We start from the raw sequence: 14,461 nt of genomic DNA, 5'->3' as shown, positions 1-14,461 counted from the left end.
AAATGTCCCACGACCTCTTCGAGGCGGCGCGCGCCGCGATGGCCTTCGCCCATGCGCCCTATTCGAAATTCCCCGTCGGCGCGGCGATCCGCGCCGAGGACGGAAAGATCTACGCCGGCGCCAATATCGAGAACCTTTCCTTCCCCCAGGGGTGGTGCGCCGAGCCGACCGCGATCAGCCACATGATCATGGCCGGCAACAAGAAGATCGTCGAAATGGCCGTCATCGCCGAAAAGCTGCCGCTCTGCCCGCCCTGTGGCGGCTGCCGGCAGAAGATCGCGGAGTTCGCCACCGCCAGGACACCGATCTATCTCTGTGACGAGGCGGGTGTGAAGAAGACCATGACCATGGACGAGCTTCTGCCGCACAGCTTTGCGACGGATGTAATCGGATGAGCGCCGAAACCACGGAACTGCTGCGCGCCCGCCTCGGCGGCGTGCTGCCGCGTTACGGCATCGTGCTCGGCTCCGGCCTCGGATCGCTCGTCGAAGCAGTCGAGAACCCCCTGCGCATCGCGTACTCGGACCTGCCGAGCTTTCCCGTCAGTTCCGTTTCCGGCCATGCCGGCGAAATGGTCATCGGCACGCTCGGCGCGGTGCCGGTCATCATGCTCTCCGGCCGCGTGCACTATTACGAGCGTGGCGATGCCAACGCCATGCGCCCGCCCATCGAGGTGCTGAAGGGGCTCGGCGTCACGTCGCTGATTCTCACCAATTCGGCAGGCTCGCTGCGTGAGGACATGCCGCCCGGCTCGGTGATGCGGATTTCCGACCACATCAATTTTTCCGGCGCCAATCCGCTGATCGGCATCGACAGCGACGATCGCTTCGTCGGCATGACCAATGCCTATGACACGGCGCTTGCCGCGCGCATGGAGAGGGCGGCCGGGAAACTGGGGATCCCGCTGTCGTCAGGCGTCTACATGTGGTTCTCCGGCCCGAATTTCGAAACGCCGGCGGAGATCCGCATGGCGCGCGTCCTCGGTGCTGATGCCGTTGGCATGTCGACTGTGCCGGAAGTATTGATCGCCCGCCATCTTGGCCTTGACGTCGCCGCCGCCTCGGTCATCACCAATTTCGGTGCCGGCATGACGGGCGGCGAGCTCAGCCACCACGAAACCAAGGACATGGCCCCGGTCGGCGGGAAGCGGCTTGCCGCGATCCTTGCCGAAATGATCGCGGGTGGAGACGAAGACCATGCATGAAGACAGCATCAAGGCCACTGCGCAAAAGGCGCTCTCGCTGCTCGACCTGACGGACCTCAGCGACACCTGCGATGCCGCCGCCATAGACAAGCTCTGCGCCCAGGCGCAGACGCGCTTTGGAAACACGGCCGCAATCTGCATCTGGCCGCGGTTCGTGGCGCAGGCACGGGGCATCCTCGGCGCGGGCCATGCGGTGAAGATCGCGACCGTCGTCAACTTCCCCTCCGGCGACCTTGCTGTTGCCGACGTGCTGGCGGAGACGAAACAGGCGATCGCTGATGGCGCCGACGAGATCGACCTTGTCATCCCCTACCGCGCCTTCCTTTCAGGCAACGAGGCGGCGGTGAGCGAGATGGTGACGGCGATCAAGGCCGTCTGCACGCCGCCGGTGCGCCTCAAGACGATCCTGGAAACCGGCGAGATCAAGGATGCGGCGCTCATCCGCAAGGCGTCGGACCTTGCCATTGCCGCCGGCAGCGATTTCATCAAGACATCGACCGGCAAGGTCTCCGTCAACGCGACACTGCCGGCCGCCGAAATCATGCTGACGGCGATAAAGGACAGCGGCAAGCCGGCCGGCTTCAAGCCGGCGGGCGGCGTGCGCACCGTTGCGGATGCCGACGCATATCTCGCGCTCGCCGCCTCGATCCTCGGCGCGGACTGGGCGACACCGCAAACCTTCCGCTTCGGCGCCTCCGGCCTTCTCGGCGACATCCTCTCCGTGCTCGGCGGGCAGTCCGCACCGCCCCCGCCGCCCGCGAGCTACTAGCATGCTCCCGCAGGAGACGATCCGCCGCAAGCGGAACGGCGAGGTTCTCACCGCGGAGGAGCTCGCCCGCTTCATCGCCGGCCTCACGGATGGCAGCGTCTCGGAAGGGCAGGTGGCGGCCTTCGCCATGGCGGTCTGGTTCAACGGCATGGCGCGTGAGGAGACCGTGGCGCTGACGCTCGCCATGCGCGATTCGGGCGATGTGCTCGACTGGTCGGATATCGACCGGCCGGTCGCCGACAAACATTCGACCGGCGGGGTGGGCGACAATGTCTCCCTCATGCTGGCGCCGATCGCTGCCGCGTGCGGGCTTGCCGTGCCGATGATTTCCGGTCGCGGGCTCGGCCATACCGGCGGCACGCTCGACAAGCTGGAAGCGATCCCCGGCTATACGATCATGCCCTCCGCCGACCGCTTCCGCCGCACGGTCCGGGAGGTCGGCTGCGCCATCATCGGCCAGACAGCCGATCTCGCGCCGGCCGACAAGCGCCTCTATGCCATCCGCGACGTCACCGCGACGGTCGATTCGGTACCGCTGATCACGGCCTCCATCCTGTCGAAGAAACTCGCCGCCGGCCTCCAGTCGCTGGTGCTCGACGTGAAGGTCGGCAACGGCGCCTTCATGGCGGATACGGGCGAGGCGGAGGCGCTGGCGCGCTCGCTGGTCGCGGTCGCGAACGGGGCCGGAGTCACGACCGCCGCCCTCATTACGGACATGAACCAGCCGCTCGCGGATGCCGCCGGCAATGCCATCGAGATCGCCAACTGCATCGCCTTCCTGAAGGGTGGGAAGGCCGGGACGCGGCTCGAACGCATCGTGCTCGCCTTCGCGGCGGAAATGCTGGTTCTGTCGGGGCTGGAACAGGATATCGCCGCGGCCGAAGGCCGGGCTGCCGCGGCTCTAGCCGGCGGCGCGGCGGCCGAGGTGTTCGGGCGCATGGTGCAGGCGCTCGGCGGCCCGGCCGACCTCATGGAGCGGCCGGAGGCCTATCTTGTGCCGGCCCCGGTCACACGGCCGGTCCTCGCCCGGCAATCCGGCTATCTTGCGGCCTGCGACACACGCGGCGTCGGCCTTGCCGTCATCGAGCTCGGCGGCGGGCGCAGCCGCCCGGACGAAGGGATCGACCATCGCGTCGGTTTCGACCGGCTGCTGCCGCTCGGCACGAAGGTGGAGAAGGGCGAGGAGATCGGCCGCGTGCATGCGTCGGATGCGGAGAGCGCTGCGCATGGCGTGGCGCGCCTTGCCGGGCTCTACCGGATCGCACCGGATGCACCCCTGCCGTCGCCGGATATCCTGACCCGCATCAGCGGGTGAGGTGCATCCGGCCGTCCTCGACACGGTAGGACGACAGCCCCTTCAGGAAGCTCATGCCGATCAGCGTGCCCGACAGCGCCTTGTCGTCGAGCACCATGGCACCGACATTCTCCATGCGCACGGGGCCGATCTCGACGCGGTCGAGGCGGACATAGGCGGCGCGCGCCTTGCCGTTCGCCGTATCGACGGCATAGCGGAAATCAAGATCCGCCTTGGCGATGCCGAGGCGTTGCGCCGTCGAGATGTTGATGGCGACCATGCTGGCGCCGGTATCGACCATGCCCTCTTCCTTGCGACCGTTGATGGCGAAGAGGCCGGTGAAATGACCGCTCGGATCGGCGCTGATGACGGCACTGCGGTTGCCGGTGTAGCGCGCTGCATTCTTTCCGGTCTCCAGGGCCGCCTGTTCCACCTTCGCTTCGGGCGCCTTGGCGGTCGCGTCGAGATAACGGGTCGCGACGCCGGGCACGAAGGCCGCGGCTGCGACGACGGAACCGACGAGAAAGACAAGGCTGCGAACGAACATGGGACAGTCTCCGGGAGGATCTGTCCCGAAATAGCACGCATCCGGCTAACGGACGGCAAAAGGGGCACCCGTCGGCGCCCCTCTCCACGAACTTCGATGGACTTGGTAAAGGATGGGTTAACCGCTCACTTCGTGCCGTACATGCGGTCGCCGGCATCGCCGAGGCCGGGCACGATGTAGCCCTTCTCGTTGAGTTGGCGGTCGATGGAGGCGGTGTAGACCGGTACATCCGGATGGTGCGCGCGGAAGCTCTTGATGCCCTCTGGTGCGGCGAGCAGGCAGAGGAAGCGGATGTTCGTCGCGCCACGGCTCTTCAGCGTGTCGATGGCGGCAATTGCCGAATTTCCCGTCGCCAGCATTGGGTCAACGACGATCACGAGGCGCTCGTCGATGCTGTCGGGCGCCTTGAAGAAATATTCGACCGCTTCAAGCGTCTCGTGGTCGCGGTAAACGCCGATATGGGAGACGCGGGCGGACGGCACCAGTTCCAGCATGCCTTCGAGCAGTCCGTTGCCGGCGCGAAGGATCGAGGCGAAGACCAGCTTCTTGCCTTCGAGCACCGGTGCGTCGATCTCTTCGAGCGGCGTCTCGATGCGCTGCGTGGTCAGCTCCAGGTCGCGCGTGACCTCGTAGCAGAGCAGGGTGGAGATTTCGCGCAGCAAGCGGCGGAAGCTCCCGGTCGAGGTCTCCTTCTTGCGCATGATGGTCAGCTTGTGCTGCACGAGCGGGTGATCGATGACTGTGACGCCGTCCATGGCCAACCTTCCGAGAATGAGTAAACGCTTCTTTTTCCACGGAACGGCGCAAGGCCGCAAGAGTGGAGAGCACCCGGCCGGAAACATCCCCAGCCGGCTTACCCCTCAAAGCCGGGAAAGCAGCAGCTGGCGCGTCGGTTCATCGACGAAGGCAGCCTCGATTGCGGTTCGCGTCATGCCGAGAAGTTCACCATCACTGAAACCCATGACGGAGGACGCGATCTCGTATTCCCGGGCAAGCGAGGTGTGGAAGAAAGGCGGGTCGTCGGAATTGAGCGTGACGCGCACGCCAGCCTCGTGGAGGGCGCGCAGCGGGTGGCGCTCAAAGTCCGGGAAGACTTTCAGCGCCACGTTCGAGCCGGGGCAGACTTCCAGCACCACGCCCTCGTCTGCCAGCCGCTTTACAAGGTCGCCGTCCTCGATGGCGCGCACGCCGTGGCTGATGCGGGTGGGGCGAACACGGTCGAGCGCATCGCGCACGCTGAAGGCACCCGAAAGCTCGCCGGCATGGATGGTGATGCCGAGGTCGGCATCGCGGGCGATGTCGAAGGCGCGGGTGAAATCGGCGACGCGATGCATGCGCTCCTCGCCGGCAAGGTTGAAGCCGGAAATCAGCGGGTGCGGCCGGCGGGCGGCATATTCCGCCGCCTTCACCACCCGTTCCGGGCCGAAATGGCGGATGCCGACGATGAGGAGGCGCGTTTCGATGCCGGTCTTCGCCCTGGCCCGCTCGGCCCCTTCGGCGAGGCCGCGTATATAGGCATCGGCGCCGATACCGATGGTGTCACCCTGGTCCGGCGAGACGATCAGCTCGCTGTAGATGGCGCCGGCTTCGGCGATCTCGATGAGATAGGTCTCGGCGAGCAGCGCGTAATCCTCCTCCGTGCGGAAGAGGTTTGCCGTCGCATCGTAGCTTGCAACGAAGCTGGTGAAATCCTGCCAGGCATATTCGCCGTCGCGGATGAAGGCCGAGGTGTCGATGCCGTAGCGTTTCGCCTGGGAAAGGGCGAGGGACGGCGGGGTCGCGCCCTCGATATGGCAGTGCAGTTCCGCCTTGGGCATGCGTCTGGTCACAGAAAGCTCCTTCCATGCGGGCCCGGCGGAATGCCGAGATGGCGGGCGATGCTTTCGCCGATATCGGCGAAGGTGGTGCGGGTTTGAAGCAGGCGCGAGCGCAGGCCCGGGCCGAAGCTCATGATCGGCACGCGTTCGCGCGTGTGGTCCGTGCCGCGCCATGTCGGGTCGCAGCCATGATCGGCAGTGAGGATGACGATATCGCCGGGCTTCAGCTTGCGGTCCACCTCCGGGAGGCGCCGGTCGAAGGCTTCGAGCGCGGCGGCGTATCCCGCCACGTCGCGGCGATGGCCGTAAAGCATGTCGAAATCGACGAAATTGGTGAAAACGAGATCGCCGTCCGCGGCTTCGTCCATGACGTGGAGCGTCGCGTCGAACAGCGCCATGTTGCCGTTTGCCTTGGTCAGCCTGCCGATGCCCTGATGGGCGAAGATGTCGCCGATCTTGCCGACGGCATGTACGGTGCGGCCGGCCTCGGTCAGCCGATCGAGCAGGGTCGGTTCGGGCGGCAGCACGGAATAGTCGCGGCGGTTGCCGGTGCGCTCGAAGGTTTCCGGCGTTTCGCCGACGAAAGGCCGTGCAATGACCCGGCCGATGCGCCCGCCCGGCCGCTCATCGAGAATCTGCCGCACCGTTTCGCAGAAGGCGAGCAGCCGGTCGAGGCCGAAGATGCGCTCGTGTGCGGCGATCTGGAAGACGGAGTCTGAGGAGGTGTAGCAGATCGGCTTGCCGCTGCGGATATGTTCCAGCCCGTGGCGGGCGATGATGTCGGTGCCCGAGGCGTGGCAATTGCCGAGAATGCCGGAGACGTTGCCGGCACTGCAGATGGCCTCGACGAGTTCAGGCTCGAAGGCGTCCCCTTCGGTCGGAAAATACCCCCAGTCGAAGGTGACGGGCGTGCCGGCGATCTCCCAGTGGCCGGAAGGTGTGTCCTTGCCGTTGGAAACCTCGCTGGCGGCGCCGTGGTAGCCGAAGACGCGTTGCGGCACGTCCATGCCCTGCGGGAAACGGCCGGTCGCGGCACGGGCGGCGTGCAGGAGACCGAGTGCCGACATGTTCGGAAGTTTCAGTGGTCCCTGGCGGAGACCCGGCCGGTCGGCGACGCCAGCCGCGCAGAATTCCGCGATATGGCCGAGCGTATCGGCACCGAGATCCCCGAAGGCGGCCGCATCCGGGCCGCCGCCGATGCCGAAGGAATCGAGAACGAAGAGAAAGGCTCGCGCCATGGATCACCTGCCGTCTGCCCGTATCCGGCCTGCCGGTCGGATGGGTGGATGAACCGCCAGACATGGCATGGCGCTTGTACGCGGTTCAAGCGAAATCGCCGGATGAACGAGACGTTGGCTCAGCAGTCGGAGCAATCGATCTTCTTGCCGACACGCAGGCGGAAGTAGCTTGTCCGGCCGAGATTGATCTTGTTGAGATTCGAATCGAGATTCGGTGCGAGCAGCAGGATCGAATAGGGCACGGACAGTTCCGTGCGCACGATGAAGGTCTCCATGGCGCCGATGTCGCTTGGCAGCGGAACCGCACTACCCTTGGCATAGGGGACGTTTCCGGCCTGGTCGCGGGACCAGGCCACGGTTGCCTTGCCGTCAGCTGCAACCGCGACACCGGTGATCTTCAGCGTATAGGCGCTGTTGACGGGGAACGGCGCCACGATCTTGGCGACAAGATCCTTCATCGTGTCGAGCGTCGCCTTGTTGGTCGTATTGCTCTGCGTCAGGAGGTCGGAAACGGTTGCCGACGCGCGGCTCACCTTGCGCGAGGCCGTGATGGCGACGGTCACCTCGAAGGCGCTTACATAGGCCATTATCAGCAGCGGTGCGACAATCGCGAACTCGATGGCGCCGACGCCGCGGCGATCCTGGATAAAATGGCGCAGGCGCAGCAGTACGCCGTGCCCGGTGGCCTGCAAGGTTTTCACGGCATCCGAAGGGGAAAGAACCATTCGCATCACGGATAGTCCTCATTCTGGACCACGGTCGTCGCCATCATCAGATAGTTCTGCCGGGAACCGTCGGCTGCGCGGATGTTGGAGATGTAGGGGCGGACGAGGTCCGTCACGATGTCCCAACGATAGTACGCGCGTACGATATTGATGGTTCGCTTGCCGCCCGGGGCGATCGTGAAGGACGCGGTATCGAGATCTGTGCCGACGAGCGGAATGGTTTTGGGGATATCCGAGAACTTTGCGAAGCTTCGAACGTCGAGAAACAGTTTGTTGGCCTTTTTGATTTCTTCGGGGGAGCATGGCATCAGAATGGCAATCTCGTCGCAGAAGGCCTTCCGGAAATCCTCTTCCTTGATGTTGGAACGGATTTCCCCTGTCCTGATCTTGCGTGCGATGGTTTCCGTGGCGTTGGCGAGAAGCTGCTCTGCGGAAAAAGCGACGAAGGTCTCGATCGAAGCGAAGACGATCAGGAAGAAGGGCAGGCTGAGAAGCGCAACCTCAATAGCCGTCGCGCCGTCGCGCCGGGCAAGAAGGCGACCGAAAAGACCCTTCATTGGCCTCCGGCGTACAGGTGCATCATGATCGAGCGACATCGCGATCCGTTCCCAAATGCTGGACACGGGCGACAATAGGCCGGGGAACGTTTATATTTCGTATGCGTGATGCGAAAGAGTTGAAGGGTTTCCCGCATTCGGACGCCCGAAGCGAGACGTGGCGTCAGCCTCCGCTCTTGTTTCGGGCGACGTGCTCTTCGCAATTGGGCGTGCAGGAGAGAACAGAGCGGTCCGTCTGCCGGAAGACGCGCACCGTGTTGCCTTCGTCGATCGAGACCAGAATGCGCTCATCGACAATGGCGTTGCCGTCCGCATCGAGCAGGACCAGGTTGGTAGTTCCGAAATTACGACCAGTCAGCACGATCGTCTGGGCATCGGCCACGGTCGCATCGGCAACGTCGGCATTGCCGATGATCACCTTGCTGACGGGGCGGTCGAGTTTAAGCACGCGGGCGTGGTCCATGTAGACGCGCATCAACGGCTCCTCGGCAAGAGCGGGGAAAACCGCCGCCGCCATGATAAAAGCGGCTGTTGCAAGCCTTGCGGCTGACGCCGTGAAAATCCAATCGCGTCCCATAAACAGTCATCCCGGCGATAAAACACCGACAGCATCGCCGTGAATGGTGAATGAAGCTTTAAGCCACTCGCTAGCCTTGCAGAATTATCTGTCGCACATTCTGCCCGCTTTGCACCGCAAGCGGGTTCAATAATAGAGGAGATTCGCGCGCGTAGGGAGTTTTACCCATTGCTTACCATAAATTCGGCAATCGATTGGCAAGGTCTTGTTAACCGGTTTCCTTAAGTCGATGGAAATGGCTTGCCTGTAGGTTGCAGTCATCCGAACAACGGAAACAGTTGGCGGACGTGCTGAACCAACATCGTGGAGCTAGGAGAATACCATGACCAAGATTTTCGCTCGCCTTATGAAGGACGAATCGGGCGCCACCGCCATCGAATACGGCCTGATCGCTGCCCTGATTTCCGTTGCCCTCATCACCGGCGCAACCGCCCTCGGCAACTCGTTGGACACGACGTTCAGCAAGCTGGGCGGCAAGCTGACGACCGCCGTCGGCCCCTGATTGGTAGATGGGCATCGCCCTTATACGGAAAGCCGCCTGCAGAGGCGGCTTTCTGTTTTTGCGGCATTATCCTTTCCTAAAGGGATCGGGCGCATCCTGCCCCGGGGTAATTCTAGCAAAAGCATGAAGCGGTTTTGCGTTACCAAAGAGACGAAGCACATGACCCAGGCCATCATCTTCGTGGTTTTCCCGCTCTGCCTTGCGGTCGCGGCCTTCTCGGATTTCCTGACGATGCTGATACCCAACCGGGTCTCGGCGATCCTGCTCGCCTCATTCGTCGTCGTGGCGCCTTTGGCCGGCCTCAGCCCGGCGGAGATCGCCACGCACTTTGCTGCCGGCCTCGTGGTCTTTGCTGTCTGCTTCACGCTCTTTGCTCTTAACGTGATGGGCGGCGGCGATGCGAAACTCCTGACGGCCAGCGCAGTCTGGTTCGGGCTCACCCATTCTCTCGTTGAATACCTCGTCTACGTCTCTTTCTTCGGCGGTCTGCTCACCATAGCGATCCTGTCTTTGCGCGCCAGCTCCGACCTGATCCTCGCCACCGGTCTGCCGGTGCCCGATCATCTGCTGAAAGCCAAGAAGGTGCCCTATGGTATCGCCATCGGTATCGGCGCCTTCGCGGCCTATCCCTCCTCGCCGCTGATGCTGGCGGCGCTCGGCCAGTGACGGGTCGTTAGGCTACGGTTAACCATACCCGTAAGTCAGTCATTAACCATAATTACACCATTGCCGGTCAATGTGGGCGGATAGAAAAGTCCGCAGCCCAGGGAAACCACATGAGACCGGCGCGAATCATCATTCTGGCAGTGGCCGTCGTTTCGGCCGGCGTCGCAGGGCTTCTGGCCCTGAAGGTCGCCGGTGGGGGCACGCCTGTCCAGCCGGAGGCTGTCGTCGAACGGGAGCCGACCGTCAACGTGCTGGTTGCAAGGGAAAGCCTGCCGGTTGGTGCGCGGCTCAATCCGGAAACGATCGCCTGGACGGCCTGGCCGGAAGGCTCGGTCGCCGAGGGTTTCATCACCGACCAGAACCAGCCGGACGCGATGGAAAACCTCAACGGTGCCATTGCCCGCATGCCGATCTTCAACGGCGAGCCGATCCGCCAGGAGAAGATCGCCGATTCGAGCAACCGCATCATGTCGTCGCTGCTGCCGTCGGGCAAACGGGCGGTCGCGACCGAAATCTCGGTCGCGACGGGCGCCGGTGGTTTCATCCTTCCGAACGACCGCGTTGACGTCATCATGGTGCGCAAGAGCCCGGAAGGCTCCTACATAACCGAGACTGTCCTGTCGAATGTGCGCGTGCTCGCCATCGACCAGCAGATCCAGGAAAACGAGGACGGTTCGAAATCCGCCGTCGGCACCACTGCGACATTGGAGCTTACACCCGACCAGACCAAGGTGATCGCCGTCGCCCAGCAGATGGCCGAGCGTCTGTCGCTGGCGCTGCGCAGCATCGCCGATGCCCAGGAATCCGATACCGGCGCGGCCGACTACCTTCTCAGCGGTGGCGATGGCATGCCGATCATACAGGTGATCAAGACCGGTGAAATCGTAAACGGCGGCGAGCCCGCAGCCCAGAAGTGACCAGGAGCTGACCCGTGTTTGGAATCACAAGGACTTTTCGGGCTTCTGTCGCCGGTGGAATGAGCCTCTGCCTGGCGCTTTCCGGCCTGCCGGAGATCGTGTTGACCGGCACGCCGGCACGTGTCGCCGAGGCGGCGACGGCCTCCGTCATCCGCATCAACGATGCCGGGCCCGGTGCCCGCAAGGCTGTCAAGCTGGGCCTCAACAAGGCGATCGTGGTCGACCTTCCGACAGACGCGCACGACATCCTCGTCGCCGACCCGGGCAAGGCGGATGCCGTCACGCGTACGTCACGCCGCATCTATCTGTTCGGCAAGGAAGTGGGCCAGACCAACATCTTCATCTTCGGACCGGGCGGCGAGGAGATTGTCAGCATCGATCTTACCGTCGAGCGTGACATCGATGGCCTGCAGGCGAACCTGCGCCGCTTCATCCCGGACTCCGACATCCAGGTCGAGATCATCTCGGACAACATCGTGCTCAACGGCACGGTGCGGACCCCGCAGGACGCCGCCCAGGCGACGCGTCTTGCCGAGATCTTCCTGAGGGGCGGTGAAGCAACGACCCGCAACATCACGGCTCAGGGCAACAACGGCGATGCAGCGATCTTCGGCGAAGTGCGCCAGCGTTCGCAGGTCGTCAACATGCTCAAGATCGACGGCGAGGACCAGGTGACGCTGAAGATCACCGTGGCGGAAGTCAGCCGCCAGGTGCTCAAGCAGCTTGGTTTCAACGGTTCTGTCAAGGGATCGAACGGCGGCATCTCCTTCCGCAATCCGACCAATCTCGGTGGTGCGGCGGACTGGGTTTCCAACGGCGCAGCCTCCGGCACGATCGGCGGCCTTGCTCTTGCCAGCAGCATGAGCGCCATGGAACAGGCCGGCGTGATGAGAACCCTTGCCGAACCGAGCCTGACGGCGATCTCGGGCGAAGAGGCGCGCTTCTATGTCGGCGGTGATTTCCGTCTCCCGACGGAACAGACGATCGACGGTGGCGACGAAAGCAAACCCCCTACGGTCACCCGCAGCCTCACCGAGGTCGAATACGGCATCCGCTTGAACTTCCGCCCGGTCGTGCTCTCGCCCGGCCGTATCAGCCTGCGTGTCGAGACGGAGGTATCCGAACCGACCTTCGAGGGCTCGGCAACCTATGGCGGCGTCCACAGCATTCCCGGCATGACGGTGCTCGGCATCCGGCGCCGCGAGGCCACGACGAGCGTTGAACTGCCGTCTGGCGGCTCGATCGTCATTGCCGGCCTCGTCAAGGACGATATTCGCCAGGCGGTTTCCGGCCTGCCGGGTCTTTCGAAGATCCCGATTTTCGGCACGCTGTTCCGCTCCAAGGACTTCGTGCGCAACGAGACGGAAATGGTCATCATCGCCACGCCTTATCTCGTGCGGCCTGTCGCGCGCAGCGCGCTCCAGCGTCCTGATGACAATTTCAACGCGACCAACGATGCGGCGAGCTTCTTCCTCGGCAAGGTGAACAAGGTTTACGGCCGCAAGGAAGACGCCATGCCGGCGGGCAACTACCACGGCTCCATCGGCTTCATCTACAAGTGACGGGACGGGACATGCGCGACACGACCAGCAAGACTTGGCTTTCCGCGAGGAACCGCACCATGCACCAGCCCCTGCCGATGCGCGCCGTGTTCGCGGCGACCCTCATCCTGTCCGCCACCGTGCTCGCCAGCTGCGGTGCGCGACCGGATCGCTCCACGACGGCGTCGATCCCGGACGACTACCGCACGCGCCACCCGATCGTGCTGGCCGAATCCGCACAGACGATGGACATCCCGATCGCCACCGGCGACCGTTCGCTGACGATGGCCATGCGCGACAACATTCGCGGTTTTGCCGCCGACCATGCCGCGAAGTCACGCAGTGCCGTGCAGATCATGCTGCCGCGCGGCTCGGCCAATGCGGCAACGGCCAACTATCTGCGCAAGGATATCCGCACCACGCTGACGGGAGCGGGCCTGAAGCGCGACCAGCTGATCGAGACGAGCTACGATGCGAGCGGCTACGGCGCCAACGCGCCGATCCGGCTTGCCTTCTTCGCCATCACCGCGCAGACGGGCCCCTGCGGTCAATGGCCGGAAGACCTTGTCGTCAACACGATGGAAAACAAGAACTACCAGAACTTCGGCTGTGCATCGCAGGCCAATCTGGCCGCCCAGATCGCCAATCCGATGGATCTCGTGCAGCCGCGTGGCATGACCCCGATCGACGCCGAGCAGCGCAACGTGGTGATTCAGGACTATCGCGAGTTCGGCCAGCCGCTGCTGTAATCGCCGGCTAGGGCCAGGCACATATCCATCCGGTCCGCCGGACACCAGGAACGGGCATGACGATGAGCACAGTAGACTACACCATCGAGCGCGCGGACGCATTTGAGGCGGAAGAGACGGTCCGCTCCACCGAACTGGAGGGCGTTCGCCCGCTGCCGCGCATCTCGGTTCATGCCTTCTGCGAAAGCGAGGCCATGCTGCGCACCATGGAGCGGTGCGGCCAGGACCGGCGTATGGCCAAGGTGAGCCTCAAGGTTTCCAGCGCCAGCATTGCGGCGGCGGCCAATATGTTCGGCTCGGCCCCGACGCCGAACCTGCTTATCCTCGAGACCTCGACGGAACCGCGCGGCATCATGGACGAGCTCGCCCCGCTTGCCGAGGTCTGCGATCCCAGCACCAAGGTCATCATCGTCGGCAGCTACAACGATATTCCGCTTTATCGCGACCTCATCCGCAACGGTATTTCCGAGTATATGGTCGGCCCGGTCGGCATGGCCGACATCCTCAACGCCATGTCGGCAATCTTCGTCGATCCGGACGCCGAGCCGCTCGGTCGCACCATCGCCTTCATCGGCGCCAAGGGCGGGGTGGGGGCGTCGACGATCGCGCACAATTGCGCCTTCGACATTTCGAGCCTCTTCCAGACGGAAGTGATCCTCGCCGATCTCGACCTGCCCTATGGGACGGCCAATATCGATTTCGATCAGGATCCGCCGCAGGGCATTTCCGAAGCGATCTACGCACCGGACCGGCTGGACGAAGTGTTCCTCGATCGCCTGTTGACGAAATGCTCGGAGCGCCTGTCGCTGCTCGCCGCTCCCTCCATGCTCGACCGTGCCTATGACCTGGAGCGCGGCTCTTTCCAGCCGATCATCGAGGTGTTGCAGCGCAGTGCCCCGGTAACCGTGCTCGACGTGCCGCATGCCTGGTCGGAATGGACACGCACGCTGCTCTCGGAGGTCGACGAGCTGGTGATCACGGCGGTGCCGGATCTCGCCAATCTGCGCAACACCAAGAACATGCTCGATGCCCTGAAGAAGCTTCGACCGAACGACAAGCCGCCGCACCTGATCCTCAACCAGGTCGGTCTGCCGAAGCGGCCGGAGATCGCCACAGCCGATTTCTGCGAGCCGCTCGGCATCCAACCGGTCGCGGTCATCCCCTTCGATGCGCAGCTCTTCGGCACCGCCGCCAACAGCGGCCGCATGATCGCGGAGATGGACCGCAAGTCACCGACGGCGGAGACATTCTCGCAGATCGCCCATCTCGTGACGGGCCGCGCGACGATCAAGAAACCCAAGAAGGCAGGCCTTGGCAATCTGCTCGGCCTGCTCGGCAAGAAATAGGCCCGACGGGCG

Annotated in this window: 17 protein-coding genes; 10 read left to right on the top strand and 7 right to left on the bottom strand. The window is 63.9% G+C overall.

The genetic code is table 11. From position 1 onward, the window contains the following. Nucleotides 1–2 precede the first annotated feature (2 nt). The 4 genes from AKG11_RS02155 to deoA are packed head-to-tail and all read left to right on the top strand — an operon-like array spanning nt 3 to nt 3,288. Nucleotides 3–395 (top strand): cytidine deaminase, encoded by a 393-nt coding sequence (locus AKG11_RS02155; RefSeq protein ID WP_023515047.1) that lies wholly within the window; start codon nt 3–5, stop codon nt 393–395. Continuing rightward, nucleotides 392–1,204: a purine-nucleoside phosphorylase gene (locus tag AKG11_RS02150; RefSeq protein ID WP_023515048.1), complete on the top strand. Its 813-nt coding sequence runs from the start codon at nt 392–394 to the stop codon at nt 1,202–1,204. The genes AKG11_RS02155 and AKG11_RS02150 overlap by 4 nt, the downstream gene beginning before the upstream one ends. Then, a complete protein-coding gene (gene deoC, locus AKG11_RS02145) occupies nt 1,197–1,973 on the top strand; it encodes a deoxyribose-phosphate aldolase (protein ID WP_050742773.1) in 777 nt (258 codons plus the stop codon). The genes AKG11_RS02150 and deoC overlap by 8 nt, the downstream gene beginning before the upstream one ends. Before the next feature lies 1 nt (nt 1,974). After that, a complete protein-coding gene (gene deoA / locus AKG11_RS02140; protein WP_050742772.1) occupies nt 1,975–3,288 on the top strand; it encodes a thymidine phosphorylase in 1,314 nt (437 codons plus the stop codon). Here deoA and AKG11_RS02135 read toward each other — a convergent pair. The 7 genes from AKG11_RS02135 to AKG11_RS02105 form a co-directional block, all read right to left on the bottom strand. Beyond that, nucleotides 3,278–3,814: a retropepsin-like aspartic protease family protein gene (locus tag AKG11_RS02135; RefSeq protein ID WP_023515051.1), complete on the bottom strand. Its 537-nt coding sequence runs from the start codon at nt 3,812–3,814 to the stop codon at nt 3,278–3,280. The two genes, deoA and AKG11_RS02135, sit on opposite strands and share 11 nt — an antisense overlap. Nucleotides 3,815–3,939: 125 nt before the next feature. Further along, complete coding sequence (gene upp, locus AKG11_RS02130) at nt 3,940–4,569, bottom strand: uracil phosphoribosyltransferase (protein ID WP_023515052.1); 630 nt, start codon at nt 4,567–4,569, stop codon at nt 3,940–3,942. A 105-nt stretch (nt 4,570–4,674) separates the two neighbouring features. Continuing rightward, nucleotides 4,675–5,631: an adenosine deaminase gene (locus AKG11_RS02125; protein ID WP_371260035.1), complete on the bottom strand. Its 957-nt coding sequence runs from the start codon at nt 5,629–5,631 to the stop codon at nt 4,675–4,677. 8 nt (nt 5,632–5,639) lie between these two features. Then, nucleotides 5,640–6,869, bottom strand: coding sequence for a phosphopentomutase (locus AKG11_RS02120; protein ID WP_050742770.1), 1,230 nt, complete (start codon nt 6,867–6,869; stop codon nt 5,640–5,642). Nucleotides 6,870–6,988: 119 nt separating this feature from the next. Continuing rightward, nucleotides 6,989–7,600, bottom strand: a complete 612-nt coding sequence (locus tag AKG11_RS02115) for a TadE/TadG family type IV pilus assembly protein (RefSeq protein WP_023515055.1) — start codon at nt 7,598–7,600, stop codon at nt 6,989–6,991. After that, the gene (locus AKG11_RS02110; RefSeq protein ID WP_037408207.1) at nt 7,600–8,190 is read right to left on the bottom strand and encodes a TadE/TadG family type IV pilus assembly protein; all 591 of its coding nucleotides are present in this window, start codon (nt 8,188–8,190) and stop codon (nt 7,600–7,602) included. Before AKG11_RS02110 ends, AKG11_RS02115 begins: the two co-directional genes overlap by 1 nt. Before the next feature lie 124 nt (nt 8,191–8,314). Next, a complete protein-coding gene (locus tag AKG11_RS02105) occupies nt 8,315–8,668 on the bottom strand; it encodes a pilus assembly protein N-terminal domain-containing protein (protein ID WP_050742769.1) in 354 nt (117 codons plus the stop codon). 382 nt (nt 8,669–9,050) lie between these two features. On the opposite strand from AKG11_RS02105, the gene AKG11_RS02100 reads away from it, so the two are divergent. The 6 genes from AKG11_RS02100 (at nt 9,051) to AKG11_RS02075 (ending at nt 14,449) form a co-directional block, all read left to right on the top strand. Next, complete coding sequence (locus tag AKG11_RS02100; protein WP_050742768.1) at nt 9,051–9,230, top strand: Flp family type IVb pilin; 180 nt, start codon at nt 9,051–9,053, stop codon at nt 9,228–9,230. Between the two features lie 159 nt (nt 9,231–9,389). Then, complete coding sequence (locus tag AKG11_RS02095) at nt 9,390–9,896, top strand: A24 family peptidase (protein WP_050742827.1); 507 nt, start codon at nt 9,390–9,392, stop codon at nt 9,894–9,896. Between the two features lie 110 nt (nt 9,897–10,006). Continuing rightward, nucleotides 10,007–10,813, top strand: a complete 807-nt coding sequence (gene cpaB, locus AKG11_RS02090; RefSeq protein WP_024270979.1) for a Flp pilus assembly protein CpaB — start codon at nt 10,007–10,009, stop codon at nt 10,811–10,813. Nucleotides 10,814–10,872: 59 nt separating this feature from the next. Beyond that, the gene (locus tag AKG11_RS02085; RefSeq protein WP_081870667.1) at nt 10,873–12,375 is read left to right on the top strand and encodes a type II and III secretion system protein family protein; all 1,503 of its coding nucleotides are present in this window, start codon (nt 10,873–10,875) and stop codon (nt 12,373–12,375) included. A gap of 11 nt (nt 12,376–12,386) precedes the next feature. Further along, nucleotides 12,387–13,103 (top strand): CpaD family pilus assembly protein, encoded by a 717-nt coding sequence (locus AKG11_RS02080; RefSeq protein WP_023514252.1) that lies wholly within the window; start codon nt 12,387–12,389, stop codon nt 13,101–13,103. A gap of 62 nt (nt 13,104–13,165) precedes the next feature. After that, nucleotides 13,166–14,449, top strand: a complete 1,284-nt coding sequence (locus AKG11_RS02075) for an AAA family ATPase (protein WP_037408222.1) — start codon at nt 13,166–13,168, stop codon at nt 14,447–14,449. Nucleotides 14,450–14,461: the final 12 nt, after the last annotated feature.

Origin of the sequence: Shinella sp. SUS2 (assembly GCF_001262505.1) — a bacterium.
GTDB lineage: Bacteria > Pseudomonadota > Alphaproteobacteria > Rhizobiales > Rhizobiaceae > Shinella.
This window is presented reverse-complemented; position numbering and strand designations above follow the sequence as displayed.

Bases quoted from the DNA above. Each gene is read 5' to 3' on its own strand.
- AKG11_RS02085 (WP_081870667.1), top strand. From the start codon at position 10,873: ATGAGCCTCTGCCTGGCGCTTTCCGGCCTGCCGGAGATCGTGTTGACC.
- AKG11_RS02110 (WP_037408207.1), bottom strand. From the start codon at position 8,190: ATGTCGCTCGATCATGATGCACCTGTACGCCGGAGGCCAATGAAGGGT.
- AKG11_RS02075 (WP_037408222.1), top strand. From the start codon at position 13,166: ATGAGCACAGTAGACTACACCATCGAGCGCGCGGACGCATTTGAGGCG.
- AKG11_RS02105 (WP_050742769.1), bottom strand. From the start codon at position 8,668: ATGGCGGCGGCGGTTTTCCCCGCTCTTGCCGAGGAGCCGTTGATGCGC.
- AKG11_RS02155 (WP_023515047.1), top strand. From the start codon at position 3: ATGTCCCACGACCTCTTCGAGGCGGCGCGCGCCGCGATGGCCTTCGCC.
- AKG11_RS02125 (WP_371260035.1), bottom strand. From the start codon at position 5,631: ATGCCCAAGGCGGAACTGCACTGCCATATCGAGGGCGCGACCCCGCCG.
- AKG11_RS02120 (WP_050742770.1), bottom strand. From the start codon at position 6,869: ATGGCGCGAGCCTTTCTCTTCGTTCTCGATTCCTTCGGCATCGGCGGC.
- AKG11_RS02135 (WP_023515051.1), bottom strand. From the start codon at position 3,814: ATGTTCGTTCGCAGCCTTGTCTTTCTCGTCGGTTCCGTCGTCGCAGCC.
- AKG11_RS02095 (WP_050742827.1), top strand. From the start codon at position 9,390: ATGACCCAGGCCATCATCTTCGTGGTTTTCCCGCTCTGCCTTGCGGTC.
- AKG11_RS02080 (WP_023514252.1), top strand. From the start codon at position 12,387: ATGCGCGACACGACCAGCAAGACTTGGCTTTCCGCGAGGAACCGCACC.
- AKG11_RS02100 (WP_050742768.1), top strand. From the start codon at position 9,051: ATGACCAAGATTTTCGCTCGCCTTATGAAGGACGAATCGGGCGCCACC.
- AKG11_RS02150 (WP_023515048.1), top strand. From the start codon at position 392: ATGAGCGCCGAAACCACGGAACTGCTGCGCGCCCGCCTCGGCGGCGTG.
- deoC (WP_050742773.1), top strand. From the start codon at position 1,197: ATGCATGAAGACAGCATCAAGGCCACTGCGCAAAAGGCGCTCTCGCTG.
- cpaB (WP_024270979.1), top strand. From the start codon at position 10,007: ATGAGACCGGCGCGAATCATCATTCTGGCAGTGGCCGTCGTTTCGGCC.
- upp (WP_023515052.1), bottom strand. From the start codon at position 4,569: ATGGACGGCGTCACAGTCATCGATCACCCGCTCGTGCAGCACAAGCTG.
- deoA (WP_050742772.1), top strand. From the start codon at position 1,975: ATGCTCCCGCAGGAGACGATCCGCCGCAAGCGGAACGGCGAGGTTCTC.
- AKG11_RS02115 (WP_023515055.1), bottom strand. From the start codon at position 7,600: ATGCGAATGGTTCTTTCCCCTTCGGATGCCGTGAAAACCTTGCAGGCC.